This is a genomic window from Couchioplanes azureus, from assembly GCF_014648355.1.
GTDB classification, from domain to species: Bacteria; Actinomycetota; Actinomycetes; order Mycobacteriales; family Micromonosporaceae; genus Actinoplanes; species Actinoplanes azureus.
In genome coordinates, this window is record NZ_BMQY01000007.1 from 234783 (window position 1) to 247468 (window position 12686).

Below are 12686 nucleotides of genomic sequence, written 5' to 3' on the forward strand. Positions count from 1 at the left end.
CGGCCTCAGCGGGCGCGGCGGCGCCGTACCAGGAAACCGGTGGCAGCGGCGACCACCAGCACGGCGGCGATGATCCCGGCGACCGCCCCGCCCGAGAGCGTCGAGCTCGCCGTCTTCTCCGGCTGGGCCGGGGGCGTGCCCGGGGCGGGCGATCCGGTGGCCACCGCACTGGCGGCCGCCGCCGACGGCAGGGTGGCGGGCGCCGACGCGGCCGGTGCGGCCGCGGAGGGATCCTTGACGGTGAAGTCGTACGACCCCTGCACCGTGTGGCCGTCCTGGGAGACCACCCGGTACGCGACCGTGTACTTCCCGTTGGCCGGCGGCACCGGCAGCGTGACGCTCACCGTGGCGCCGTCGACCTTCGGCGGGGACACCGGAACCGGCTTCTTACCGGCGTCCGAGACGGTGACGGTGGTGAGATCGGGGTTGAGCTTCTGCAGGAACCGCAGCTTGACCGTCCCGGGCGCCTTCTTCAGCACCGCGTTCTTGGCGGGTACGGCCTCGGCCAGCGCGTTGTGCGCCCAGGCCGGGCCGCCGGGCAGCAGGACGGTCAGCGCGGCGGCGGCGACGGCCAGCAGCAGGGCGGTCAGCCGAGCAGCCGGTCGCCGATCCAGCCGTCCGCGGCGCAGCCGGGCGGTACGGCGAAGACTGCGGATCCGATCGGAGTGATCCATTGGTTCAACAGGTCCTTCTCGGCTAGGCGACGCTGGATGGGCAGGAACTGGCGGGCGATGTCCGCCTGGTACGAAGCGAAGATCAGGCCGCTGTCGGGATGTCCCGCGGCGTTCGGCGGATCATCGTAGTTGTACGGCCGGCGCAGGATCTTCCGCGCGGGATCGGTGACCCGGGCCCGGGTGACGTGCGAGAAGTCGGGCATGACCGGCAGCCCGGCCGGGTCCAGCGCGGCGAAGTCCGGCTCGTCGTGCTCGTGCCGCCCGGTCAGCGGTGCTCCGGTGGCCAGCCTCCGGCCGACCGCGGCCTCCTTGTCGGCGGTCCCCAGCAGGTCCCACGTCTCGATCTCGGCGCGGATGCGGCGCACCACGAGGGTGGTGCCGCCGTCCGGTGCCCACACCGCGGCGTCCAGCTCGGCGCCGCGCGGGTTGGCCGTGCCGTCCAACTGGCCCAGCACGTTGCGCTGGGTGAAGCCGGCCGGCTGCACCCCGGGCGTGTTGCGGAAGCCGCGCTGCACCCAGCGGACGGCGGCGAACGGCCGGGCGTCCTTGACGAGCATCCGCTGGGTGTGCGTGACCGTCATCGGGTCCTCGGCGCAGATCTGCACCAGCAGGTCGCCGCCGCTCCAGCGCCGTTGCAGGCGGTCGATGCGGAACGGGGGCAGTTCGGCCACCGAGGGCGGGCGCCGGTCCTCGAGGCCGGCCGCGCGGTAGAGGCCGGGCCCGAAGCCGAACGTGACGGTCAGCCGGGCGGGCAGGGCGGCCAGCGGCGCGTCGGTGTCGCCCAGCGCGGGCTCGCCGCGGGTGAGCCGGGCCGCGTCGTCGGAGAGCAGCCGCATCATCCGCCCCAGTGCCCGCCGGTCCGTGCCGGCGGCGAGCGTGAAGGCGACGAAGGCGGCGTGCGCGGGCGGCTCGGTGGTCACGCCGGCCTGGCGGGGGCCGTGGAAGGCGACGGTGTCCGTACCGAGGCCGGCGGTCGCCGGCGCCGCCGTGACCTCGGGTATTCCTCCGGTCGCAGCGACGCCGGCGACGGCGCCCGCCACCGCGCCGACGCCGGCGACGGAGCCGCCGGTCAGCAGGGCGCGTCGGCTGATGGTCACGGGTGGCCGCTCGCCGGGGGTGTCTTCCGGCCCGGGTCGTAGCTCTCGCCCGCGCCGGCGAACGGCTTGGCGATCGCGGTGAAGGTCAGCGGGCCGCCGGCGGACAGCTGGAGCGTGAACGACACCTCGTCGCCCGGCTTGATCGCCGCCGACGGCTTCATCAGCATCAGGTGGTCGCCGCCGGGGGCGAGCTGGTGGCTGCCGCGCGCCTTGACGACGAACCCGCCCTGCTTGGGCTGCATCACCATCTTGCCGTCCTTCATCGCCATGGTGTGCAGCTCGACCGGCGAGGCGGGCGAGGTGGCGGACCGTACGGTGATGTCGGCGTCGCTGTCGTTGACCAGGATCGCGAACCCGGCGGTCATGCCCTTGTCGGCGGCCTTGACCCACGGGTCCCGGACGACCAGCCCGGTCACCGCCGCGGGGGAGCTCCCCGGGCCGGCCGCGACCGGTGCGGCGGCCGGGGCGGCGTCCGTGCCGCCGCAGCCGGCCAGGGCGGCGGCGGTCAGCACGGCGGAGAGGGTCAGGCCGGCGCCGGTACGGGCACGGCGGGTGAGCGTCGTCGTCAGCATCGTCTTCCTCGGGATCGGTGACACGGTCGTTGGTCGTTGCCGGTCCCGCCGTGGTTCCCGGGTCTTTCAGGCGCCGTCGAGGTCCGCGGCCAGCTCCCGTGGTGCCCGCATCCGCCACGCGTCGGTCACCAGTTCCCGCAGCCGCTGCACGCCGACCCGCTCCAGGCGCAGCATCACCAGGGGCAGTCCGTCGTAGCCCGCGGTGGTGAAGAACAGGCCGGGCTCACCGAGCAGCAGCGCCTGCTTCTCGGCCTCGTCGCCGACGTACAGCACCGCGATGTCGGTCCGCAGCACCCGCGGCTTGCCGGGCCGGCGCTCGGGATACGACCAGACGAACCCCTTGTTCGCGACCCGGAAGTCGAAGCCGTCACTGTCGATCTCGACCGTGTGCGGCAGCGCCAGCGCCAGACGGCGTACGTCGTCGGCATCGGCCATCGCCGGTCTCCTCTGCTCGCCGGAATCGCGGCACCCCGCTCAGGCGGACGGCCGGGGCAGGGAGCCGGTCAGGGTCTCCAGCATGCCGGTGAGCTCGAGCACCCGGCGTACCGAGGACCGCGGGGCGGTGATGCGGAAGACGGTGCCGCGGCGCAGGCCCTCCCCGTACGCCCGGTCCAGCGCCGCGATGCCCGAGGAGTCGCAGAACGTGACGGCGCTGAGGTCGGCGACGACCTCGGTGACCCCGGAGCGGGAGATCGCCTCGCGCAGGGCACGGTCGAGCTTGTCCACGGTGGCCAGGTCGATCTCACCGGCGACGGCCAGGCACACCGTCGTCGCTTCCGCCCGGGCCTCGATCGTGACGTCCACCGCATCCGTCCCTCGTCCACGCCGGTGAGGCGGGGTCGGGAGCAGTCAACCACACCTCGGGCGGCAGACGCCGAAGGGGCCGGGGCTCGTGAGAGCCCCGGCCCCTTCGTGGCCTTGCCGTGGTCAGCCGCGCATGTCCAGTACGAACGCCCAGTAGATCAGCGTCGCGGCCTCCGCGGAGGTCAGTGCCGGCCGCTTGCCGTGGGACAGGACGACGACCTTGGCCATGTAGAGCATGAAGTGCCGCTTGGTCAGGGCCGCGTCCACGTCCCGCAGGTTCGCGGGGGTGGCGTTGTCGCCGAGGTACTGGCGGGTGAGCGCCATGAGCCAGGCGACGGTCGGCTCGACCATGTACTTGACGGTGACCGCCGGGGCCGTGTTGCCGGCCTTGTCGACGCCGCCCGCGCAGACCACCGTCTGCATACCGATGTCGGAGCCGGTCTTGGTGGCCTTCGCCTGGGCGGCGACCCCCGAGCCCTGGTCGGTCGTGCGGCAGGACACCACCGGGACGGCGTCGGCGCCGAACACCTGGCCGTTGGCCACGCCCTGCACCGTGACCACCGGAGCGGTCTTGTCGACGTTGAAGCTCAGCGTGCTGGTGGTGGTGTTGCCGGCCTTGTCGGCGGCGGTACCGGGCACGCTGACCGCGGCGCCCTCGGTGGCGACCGTCGCGGGAGCGGGGCAGGAGGCCACTGCCGAGTCCGTGTCGGTGCAGGTGTAGTGCACGGTCGGCGGGGTGCGGTACCAGCCGGCGTCGTTCTTGACGCCGTCCACCGTGGCGGCCACCTCCGGGGAGACCAGGTCGACGTTGACGGTCAGCTCGGCGCTGGTGGCGTTGCCCGCCTTGTCGGTCGCCGTGCCGCGCACCTTCTGTCCGGCGCCGTTGGTGGTCACCGTCACGTCGGCCGGGCACTCGGTCAGGCCGGAGCCCTCGTCGGAGCAGCTGAAGTGCACGGTCGGCGCGCTGTTGAACCAGCCGTCCGCGCTCGGCGCATCCACCAGCGAGGCGGTGATGACCGGGGCGCTGCGGTCGACGCTCACCGTGACCGACGTGGTCGTGGTGTTGCCGGCCAGGTCGGCCACCGTACCCATCACGATCTTGCCCAGGCCGTCGGCGGCCACCGCGATGTCCGCGGGGCAGTCGGCGACGCCGGAGGCCTTGTCGGAGCAGGTGAAGTGGACGACCGGGGCGGTGCGGTACCAGCCGTCGGCGTTGGCCTCGCCGAGGACCTCGGCGGTGATCTCCGGGGCGGTCAGGTCGACGTTGACCGTGACCCTGGCGGTGGCGGTGTTGCCCGCGCGGTCCACCGCGGTGCCGATCACCGTCTGCTCGCCGCCGTCCGTGCCCATCACCTGGTCCTCGGGGCAGGCGGCGATGCCGGAGCCCGCGTCCGAGCAGGTGAAGTGGACGGTCGGGGCGGTGCGGAACCAGCCGTTGGCGTTGCGCTCGCCGAGCACCGTGGCGGTGATGGCGGGGGCGACGCGGTCCACGTCGAGCGTGACCACCGCGGTGGCGGTGTTGCCGGCCCGGTCGGTCGCGGTGCCGGTGACCTTCTGGCCGATGCCGTCCTCGCGCAGCGTCACGTCGGCGGGGCACTCCCGGACGCCGGCGCCGCCGTCGGTGCAGGTGAAGTGCACGGTCGGCATGGTGGTGTACCAGCCCTCGGCGTTGACCTCGCCGGCCACCGTGGCGGTGATCGCCGGGGCGGTGACGTCCACGTTGAGCTTCACCGTGGCGGTGGCGACGTTGCCGGCCTTGTCCACGGCCTTGCCGGTGATCTCCTGGCCGACGCCCTCCTCGGTGACCTTGCGGTCCGCGGGGCAGGTGGCGATGCCGGACAGCGCGTCGGTGCAGGTGTAGTGGATCGTCGGGGCGGTGGTGTACCAGCCGTCGGCGTTCACGTCACCCACGACGGAGGCGGTGATCACCGGCGCGACCCGGTCGAGGCTGATGATCACGGTGTCCGAGCTGGTGTTGCCGGCCTTGTCGATCGCCGTGCCGGTGACCTTCTGGTCGGCACCGTCGACGGTGACCGTGGTGTCCGTCGGGCAGATGTTCATGGTGTTGATGCCCGAGAGGGTGTCGGTGCAGGTGTAGAGGACCGACGGCGGAGCGTTGTACCATCCCGCGGCGTTCCTGCTGCCCTTGACGGTGGAGGTGACCACCGGCGGGGTCGTGTCGATGCGCAGCGTCAGCGTGATCGTGGCGGTGTTGCCCGCGGCGTCCACCGCGGTGCCGGAGACGCGCTGGGCGACGCCGTCGGCGCTCGCGGTCGCGTCGGCCGGGCAGCTGGCGATCGGCCCGGCGGCGTCGGCACAGGTGAAGTGCACCTTCACCGGCGTGTTGAAGTAGCCGTTCTTCGGCGCCGTGGACAGCGTCGTGCTGATCGTCGGCGGGACGCGGTCCGAGCCGGAGTCCACCGTCGTCGTGGTCGTCGTCGACTCCACGTCCGAGGTGGTCGCCGGGGCGCTCGGCGCGGCCGTGGCGCCGGCGGCGTCCGGTGCCGGGGTGCTCGCCGTGGCGACCGGCGTCGGCTCGCTGGACGCGGTGGCCGCCGGGACCGGCGCCGTGGCCACCGGCTGGAAGACCGGCACCGAGCCGGTGACGGCACCGCTGCCGCCGTTGGCGTTGTACGCCTTGACCTCCACCACCCAGGTCTTGGCGGTGTCGAGCGGCAGCGTGGCGGAGGTGGCGGGCGCGTCGACCCGCAGCGTCTTCGCGACCTTGGTCTCGCCGTAGCCCACCTGGAAGTAGGTGGCCGCCGGACCGGAGGTCGCCGCCTTCCAGACGAGCTCGACGGTGCCGGGGGCGTCGGCGCGGCGCTGGACGACGAGGTCGGTGGGGTCGGCCGGGCGGTACCGGTCGATCATCGACTTGGCCGTCGCGCACGCGCCGAACTCGTTGATCGGGGTGACCGTCACGTTGTACGACCGCGCCGGGTCGGCCCCGGGGTAGCGGAACGACAGGTCCATGCTGGTCCGGTCGTACAGCACCACGCCGTCGGCGATGCGGGTCAGCACCACGCGGTAGCCGGTGATCGGGGTGTAGCCCGGGGACGACGGGGTCCCCCAGGACGCGGTGAGGACGGTGCCGTCCTCCGCCCGCCCGGTCGTCATGCCGGACACGTAGCCCGGTGCCAGGCTCTTCAGGGTCCAGTACGACGTGTTCGTGACCGTGTCCAGGGCGTCGGCCGTGCCCACCCGGATCTTGTACGAGCTGCACACGTCGGGAGCGTCCACCGTGTAGCTGACCGTCGAGCCGGGCACGCTGGCCACGGTCTCCACGTTGCCCGCGATGCTGTCCACGACGTAGTGGTGGGCGCCCGGGACGAGCTTCCACGACACGTTGATCTTGCGCACGTCACTCGGCGAACGTTCCACCTTGAACCCGCTGGGCGCAGGCAGGGCGGCACTGGCCGCGGTCGGCACGCCGACGACGGTCACCGCTGCTCCCACCAGTCCCGCGCTCACCGCGGTGAGCAGTCGTCTGACGTCCATCTGGCCTCTTCTCGGGTCGAGCTCTGCGGGTGTCAGATCGGCGGCCAACCTCAAGCCGACCTCAAGCACACCTCTGGGGAACCTCAAGTTCGCGGCGGGAACCGCGGACTTCAGGCGGGATCAGCGGACGGCGTCGGCCGCCACGGGAACCTGTTCGGCGCCGGCCTCGGTACTGGCCGCCGGCAGGGTGAACCAGATCCGCGCGCCGCCGCGGAACTGCGGATCGGCGCCGATCTCGCCGCCGAGCCGCTGCACGATGCGGCGGCAGATGGTCAGGCCGAGGCCCGTGCCCGGGTACGCGTCCGGATGGGCCCGGTGCAGCTCCCCGAAGATCGCCTCGTGCTGCCCGTCCGGGATGCCGACGCCCTGGTCGGTCACCTCGGTGCGGACGAACCCGTCCGGGCCGGTGCGCGCGGAGATGTGCACCTGCGCGGGCTCGCCGGGGCGTACGTACTTGAGCGCGTTGCCCAGCAGGTTCTCCACCACCCGGCGCAGCATCCCGTGGTCGCCGCGGACGGGGGGCAGCCGCTCCCAGGTGATCTGCGGTTCCGGCCGCGGCGCCGTGCCGGGGCGGGGCAGCTCCATGGCCTGGTCCGCGACCACGTCGTCGATCAGGGCGTTCAGGTCGATGTTCGTCAGGTGCAGGCGCGCGCCGCGCACGGTCGAGTACGCCAGCACGTCGTCGATCAGCCGGCGCATCCGGTCGGTGCCCCGGTTGATCTCCGCGACGAAGTCGTCGTAGTCCACCGGGCGGGGATAGCCGACGTCGAGGTGGGTGAGCAGCTGGGCGTACCCGCAGATGCCGGCCAGCGGCGCCTTGAGGTCGTGGCTGATCTCCCGGGAGAAGGCCTCGAGGTCCTGCACCGAACGGCTCAGCTCGCGGACGCGGTGCTCCAGCTCCGCGTTGCGGCGCCGTTCGCGTTCGAGCTCGGCGTAGACGTCGCGCCGGCGCGGGGTCGCGCTGACGACGTACCACTGGTCGGACCGGCCGATCCGGCGCCGGCGCAGCGACCAGCGCCGGGCACGGGTGGACACGAGTCGCATGGGGGCACCATCCTGGGTCGCGTCGATCGGGGAGAGGTTCGGCAGCTCAGCGTTGTCCGGCACTCTCGGCCCTCTCGTCGGCGGCCAGGTAGCCGGACATCACTCGGACCGCGCCGGCGACGGCGCTCTCCACCTCGGCGACCAGCGCGGTGAGGTCCTTCTCGCTGGTGCCGGCGATGGCCCTGCGCTCGACCTCGGCGCAGGCCTCGGCGAGCGGATCCGCGCCGAGCAGCGCGCTGGAGGACTTGAGCGTGTGGGCGGTGGCGCGCAGCGCGTCGTGGTCCTGCTTGCGCAGCGCCTCGGCCAGCGCCGTGCGGCGCCCCTCGAGCTGCGACAGGAACGTGTTGACGGTGGTCACGACCAGCGCCCGGTCCTCGAGCTGCTCCTCCAGGTCACGCAGCTTGCTCAGGTCGGCCGCGTCCACCTCGACGGGGGGATCGGCCGGCTTCTCCGGCTCCTCCGCGGTCCCGGACAGGTACGGCTCCAGCGCCGCGCGCAGCTCGGGCAGCGTGATCGGCTTGCTCAGGTGACCGTCCATCCCGGCCTCCAGGCAGCGTTCCCGGTCGCCGTGCAGGGCGGTCGCGGTCAGCGCCAGGATCGGCGTGGCGTTGCCGGCGGCGCGTACCCGGCGGGTCGCCTCGAGACCGTCGACGCGGGGCATCTGCAGGTCCATCAGCACCACGTCGTAGGACGTCTCACCGAGCAGCGCCTCGGCCGCGGCGGCGCCGTCGGCCACCGCGTCGCACTCGACGCCCAGCAGCTCGATCATGCGGCGGAACACCGTGCGGTTGACGTCGTTGTCCTCGGCGAGCAGCACCCGGCCGCCGCCCAGCGGCGGTACCGTGACCGGCGCGCCGCGCACGCCCGTCCGCTCCAGATTGAGCGCCGCCACCAGCCGGCCGAGCACCAGCGGCGCGGTCAGCACGCCGGGCTTGCGCACGATGCCGGTCCGCGGGTCGGTGGTGCTGATCATCAGCGCGCGGCCCTTCGGGCCGAGCACCTCGATGACCGCGTCGGCGCGGCGTACGGCCTCGGGGTCGTGCGAGTCGTCGCACCACAGCACCGTGTCGACGTCCGGGATGCGCTTGGCCAGGTCCTCGAAGCGCGCCGGCACCGGCTCGGCGCCCGCGCTGGTGAGCAGCCAGGACAGGGCCAGCACCGACCGGGGCGAGGGCGCGACGACGGCGACGCGGCGGCGGGTCAGCGGCAGCGGCAGGTGCGCCGCCGGCTGGTCCGTGGCGGCCGCGAGCGGCAGCCGGATCAGGAACTCCGAGCCCTTGCCCGGCTCGGACTGGACGTCGATCGTGCCGCCCATGCACTGCACGAGGCGGGCGGCCAGCGCGAGACCCAGGCCGGCGCCCTCGTGGCTGCGCGCCGCCGAGGAGTCCGCCTGGACGAACGGCGCGAAGATCCGCTGCCGGTCCCGCTCGCCGATGCCCGGCCCGGTGTCCGACACGGTGATCACGTACGTGTCGTCGCCGTCGCGGGCGGCGGTCACGATGACCTCGCCGGCCTCGGTGAACTTCACCGCGTTGCCGACCACACAGGTCAGCACCTGGCGCAGGCGCTGGATGTCGCCGAGCACCGCGGCCGGCAGGTCCGGCGCGGGTGCGGCCAGCAGCAGGATGCCCTTGCGGCGGGCCTGCTGCTGCAGCGGCTCCACGATGCCCTCCAGCACCGGCCGCAGCGCGACCGGCTGCCGCTCCACCCGCAGGCTGCCGGTCTCCAGCCGGGCCAGGTCCAGCAGGTCGTCGGTCAGCGCCTTGAGCGAGTGCACCGAGCGGTGCACACTGTCGACCACCTCGCGCACGCCCTGCTGCAACGGCTGGGCGCGCAGCAGGTCCACCGTGGCGACCACGGTGGTGACCGGCGTGCGGATCTCGTGGCCCAGCAGGGCGAGGAACTGCGACTTGGCCTTGGCCACCCCGTCGACGTCCGGCTCGGAGTCGCCGAGCGGGGCGGCGACGCGCTCGACGGTGATCAGCCGCCGGTGCGCGCCGCAGTCGCTCTCCAGGTGCGTGACGCGGACGGTGCTCTCCACCGGCTCGCACCGGCAGGGCAGCACGGCGGGCGCCGCCTGGGGCGTCATCCGCTGCACGACCGCCGGGAGCTGGTGGTGGGCCGGGCACCCGGTCTCGGGGGCCAGCAGCGCGCCCTCCACCGGGTACGCGCCGCCGCCGTCCGGCCGCGACCAGCGCCCGTTGGCGACCAGGACACGGCCGTCGGAATCCACGATCGCGGCCGGGCCGGGAACAGCCTCGACCAGCGTGCGCGCCGCAAATCCCATGCGCTGACCTTTCGCAGGAGCGGGACCCGGGGAGTCGAGTCCGTTCACCCAGGCTGGACATGCCTGGGGGCTACGGGGTCTGCGTTCGGGAGCAGTCGGGTTTCAGCGGATCGGGAGAGGTTTGCGCGGCGGCGGCGCGCCGTTGCCGCCGCCGCGAGTCGGGTGCGGCCGGCTCAGGCGAGGGCGTGCCGCGAGCGGTATCCGGCCGGGGCGGAGGTGCGGGCGGCCGCGGCGGCCGGGCGGCGCTGCGAGCGGCGGCGGTGCAGGGCGCCGAGCGCCAGGCCGACGAGCGCGATGCCGGCGATCGACCAGGGCAGGACATCCGCCGGGCCGCGCACCGCGGCCCGCGGCGGCACCGCGGAGATCAGCACCCGCGCGGCGCCCGAGACCGACCGGCCGGCGACGATGATGCTCGCGCCGGACTGCCCGGCGGCGATCAGCTCCTCCGGCACGGTGAGCCGCACCCGGCCGTTCTCGTCGCTGCGGGCCTGCTGCAGCGGGCTGTCGCCGAGCCGCACCTCGACCATGGCCTTCGGCCGGTACGCGATGCCCTCCACCTGGAGCTTGCGGCCGTCCTCGATCCACGTCAGCACGAGCTTGTCCATGCCGCTGGTGCCGGCGGCACCGGCCGCGGTGGCCGGTGCGAGCACGACGGTCCCGAGGCCGAGCACCGCCAGGACGACGACGAGGACGCTGCGAACAGACGTGGGAAGGTTCCGCATGTCACTCAGCGTGCGGCACGGGAGGCCGGTAGGGGAACGGGCCGGAGCCAACCTTGCCCTTCGCCTGAGCCAACCTTGAGCTGGCCGGCGTCGATGGGTCCGGCTCAGCTCGGCGGGCCGCCCGCCGAAGGGGTGGACAGCGGTCCCGGCGCGGGCTGCGGCGCGGGAAAGGCCTCAGGTCCGCGGGACGCGGACCGATGGCAGGGGCGCCGGAGCATGCTCCGGTCCCGTTCACGCGCCCACCAGGAGGGATCGTCATGTCGCTCGATCTCGCCGAGAGGCCCGCGTACGAGGCCGAGGCACCCGCGTACGAAGCCGAGGCCTTCGCGCACGTGGCCGAGAGGCCGGTGTCCGTGGCCGAGAGGCCCGCGTACGTCGCCGTGCCGCTGCGCGTGGACGGCGACCCGCCGTCCCGTCCTCCCGCCCGCCACCGGTACCGCTGGTCGCTGCGGGACCTGCCCGGGCTCGCGGACCGGCTGTGGCGCCCCCCGCTCGGCCTGGCCGTCGCCATCTTCGCCTCCTGCGGACCGGCGCACTCGCTGGGGCACACCGACTACGTCTTCAACGCCGTACTCGTCGGCCTGGGGCTGAGCGGTCTTGCCCTGCCTCTCGGGGTGATCGGGCTGCGGTACGGCCCGCACGAGCAGATCGAGACCGGCACCGCACCCTTCCCCCCGGCAGGAACCCGCGAATGACAGCCACCATCCCCGCCCCGGCCCGGGCCGCCGCACCGGTACGGACCGGCACCCACCGGGCGCTCAACGCGCTGCGTACCGTCGCGGCCGTGCTCGTGGTCGTCTACCACCTGCGCACGCTGCTCTTCGTCGACGCCGCCGACGCGGGCGACGGCGCCCTGACCCGGGTCCTGTACGTGCTGACCGGGCTGGGCCCGGCCGCCGTCCTGGTGTTCTTCGTGCTCAGCGGCTACTGGGTGGGTGGCAGCGTGCTCGCCGCGTTCCGGCAGGACCGGTTCCGGTGGGCGGGGTACGCCACCGCGCGCCTGAGCCGGCTGTGGATCGTGCTCGTCCCCGCCGTGGCGCTCACCGCCGTGCTGGACAACCTCGGCCTGGCGCTGCTCGGGCACACCTCGATCTACCTCGGCGACCCGGCCTACCACCACACCGTGCCGGCCGAGGACCTGGCCGGGCGGTTGACCCCGCTGGCCGCCCTGGGCAACGTCGGCTTCCTGCAGACGATCGCGGTGCCCACGTACGGCACGAACGCCTCGCTGTGGTCCCTGGCCTACGAGGCGGCGTTCTACGCGATCTTCCCGCTGGCGCTGTACGCGTGGAAGGGCCGTGGCGGCGTGCCGGCGCGGATCCTCAACGCGGTCCTGCTGCTCGTCGTCTGCGCCGTGGTGGGCCAGGCCGTGCTGATGTACCTGCCCGTGTGGCTGATGGGCGCCGCCGTCGCGCTGTTCCGCCGGCCGATCGCCGAGCGGCTGGCGGCGCTGCGTCCGGTCACCCTGACGCTGGCCCGTGCGGCGGCCACGGTCGCGCTGGCGGCCGCGATGTGGGCCACCCAGGTCAGCTACTCGAGCCGCAACGTGCTGGTGCTCGCGGGCGCCACCACGGTCCTGCTCGTCCTGCTCGTGGAGGACCTGCACTGGACCGGCCTGCCCGGCCGGGTCCTCGACGCCCTCTCCGGGTACGCCGAGTCGTCGTACTCGCTCTACGCGGTCCATCTTCCGATCGCCGCGATGCTGGCGGCGCTGCTGGTGCCGCAGGTCGCGCACCGCTGGGCACCCTCGCCCGCGCACTGGCTGGCCCTGGCGGCGCTCAGCGCCGTGCTGGTCGGGGCCGGCTGGCTGTTCGCCTGGGCCACCGAGCGGCACACCGCGCGCCTGCGGGCCGTGCTCGACGCCGTGATCCGGTCCGCCGCGCGGCCCACCCGGGCCTGACCGCCCCTCCGACGACCTCACGACCGATCTCGTGGGGTGCTCCCCGCTTTCCCGCCCACCGCCGGCAACCCCCCGGCGGCGGGCAACG

11 protein-coding genes are annotated in these 12686 nt (G+C 73.9%); 2 read left to right on the top strand and 9 right to left on the bottom strand.

What is annotated here, in order from left to right; genetic code table 11:
- Positions 1–5: 5 nt before the first annotated feature.
- From IEY99_RS24690 to IEY99_RS24730, 9 genes are all read right to left on the bottom strand, one after another.
- Positions 6–674 (bottom strand): copper resistance CopC family protein, encoded by a 669-nt coding sequence (locus IEY99_RS24690; RefSeq protein ID WP_189206436.1) that lies wholly within the window; start codon positions 672–674, stop codon positions 6–8.
- A complete protein-coding gene (locus IEY99_RS24695; RefSeq protein ID WP_189206548.1) occupies positions 587–1765 on the bottom strand; it encodes a Dyp-type peroxidase in 1179 nt (392 codons plus the stop codon). The genes IEY99_RS24690 and IEY99_RS24695 overlap by 88 nt, the downstream gene beginning before the upstream one ends.
- 2 nt (positions 1766–1767) lie before the next feature.
- On the bottom strand, positions 1768–2340 hold the full coding sequence (locus IEY99_RS24700) for a copper chaperone PCu(A)C (RefSeq protein ID WP_373293435.1): 573 nt from the start codon (positions 2338–2340) through the stop codon (positions 1768–1770).
- A gap of 69 nt (positions 2341–2409) precedes the next feature.
- The gene (locus tag IEY99_RS24705; RefSeq protein ID WP_189206438.1) at positions 2410–2778 is read right to left on the bottom strand and encodes an MmcQ/YjbR family DNA-binding protein; all 369 of its coding nucleotides are present in this window, start codon (positions 2776–2778) and stop codon (positions 2410–2412) included.
- Between the two features lie 39 nt (positions 2779–2817).
- Positions 2818–3147, bottom strand: coding sequence for an STAS domain-containing protein (locus IEY99_RS24710; RefSeq protein ID WP_189206439.1), 330 nt, complete (start codon positions 3145–3147; stop codon positions 2818–2820).
- 123 nt (positions 3148–3270) lie between these two features.
- Positions 3271–6645 carry a Neogenin gene (locus IEY99_RS24715; RefSeq protein ID WP_189206440.1) on the bottom strand — a complete coding sequence of 1125 codons (3375 nt, stop codon included), beginning with the start codon at positions 6643–6645 and terminating at the stop codon, positions 3271–3273.
- A 120-nt stretch (positions 6646–6765) separates the two neighbouring features.
- The gene (locus IEY99_RS24720) at positions 6766–7689 is read right to left on the bottom strand and encodes a sensor histidine kinase (RefSeq protein ID WP_189206441.1); all 924 of its coding nucleotides are present in this window, start codon (positions 7687–7689) and stop codon (positions 6766–6768) included.
- Positions 7690–7735: 46 nt separating this feature from the next.
- Entirely contained in the window at positions 7736–9976 is a 2241-nt protein-coding gene (locus IEY99_RS24725; RefSeq protein WP_189206442.1) for an ATP-binding protein, read from the bottom strand.
- Between the two features lie 173 nt (positions 9977–10149).
- The gene (locus IEY99_RS24730; RefSeq protein ID WP_189206443.1) at positions 10150–10698 is read right to left on the bottom strand and encodes a hypothetical protein; all 549 of its coding nucleotides are present in this window, start codon (positions 10696–10698) and stop codon (positions 10150–10152) included.
- A 257-nt stretch (positions 10699–10955) separates the two neighbouring features.
- Here IEY99_RS24730 and IEY99_RS24735 point away from each other — a divergent pair, with 257 nt between their 5' ends.
- Together IEY99_RS24735 and IEY99_RS24740 are read left to right on the top strand one after the other, a co-directional pair.
- Positions 10956–11393 carry a hypothetical protein gene (locus tag IEY99_RS24735; RefSeq protein WP_189206444.1) on the top strand — a complete coding sequence of 146 codons (438 nt, stop codon included), beginning with the start codon at positions 10956–10958 and terminating at the stop codon, positions 11391–11393.
- Positions 11390–12598 (top strand): acyltransferase family protein, encoded by a 1209-nt coding sequence (locus tag IEY99_RS24740; protein ID WP_189206445.1) that lies wholly within the window; start codon positions 11390–11392, stop codon positions 12596–12598. The genes IEY99_RS24735 and IEY99_RS24740 overlap by 4 nt, the downstream gene beginning before the upstream one ends.
- The last annotated feature ends 88 nt before the right edge of the window (positions 12599–12686 follow it).

What these genes read in the sequence shown, in the direction of transcription:
- IEY99_RS24720 (WP_189206441.1), bottom strand. Translation starts at nt 7,689, where the DNA reads ATGCGACTCGTGTCCACCCGTGCCCGGCGCTGGTCGCTGCGCCGGCGC.
- IEY99_RS24730 (WP_189206443.1), bottom strand. Translation starts at nt 10,698, where the DNA reads ATGCGGAACCTTCCCACGTCTGTTCGCAGCGTCCTCGTCGTCGTCCTG.
- IEY99_RS24715 (WP_189206440.1), bottom strand. Translation starts at nt 6,645, where the DNA reads ATGGACGTCAGACGACTGCTCACCGCGGTGAGCGCGGGACTGGTGGGA.
- IEY99_RS24705 (WP_189206438.1), bottom strand. Translation starts at nt 2,778, where the DNA reads ATGGCCGATGCCGACGACGTACGCCGTCTGGCGCTGGCGCTGCCGCAC.
- IEY99_RS24735 (WP_189206444.1), top strand. Translation starts at nt 10,956, where the DNA reads ATGTCGCTCGATCTCGCCGAGAGGCCCGCGTACGAGGCCGAGGCACCC.
- IEY99_RS24725 (WP_189206442.1), bottom strand. Translation starts at nt 9,976, where the DNA reads ATGGGATTTGCGGCGCGCACGCTGGTCGAGGCTGTTCCCGGCCCGGCC.
- IEY99_RS24740 (WP_189206445.1), top strand. Translation starts at nt 11,390, where the DNA reads ATGACAGCCACCATCCCCGCCCCGGCCCGGGCCGCCGCACCGGTACGG.
- IEY99_RS24690 (WP_189206436.1), bottom strand. Translation starts at nt 674, where the DNA reads ATGGATCACTCCGATCGGATCCGCAGTCTTCGCCGTACCGCCCGGCTG.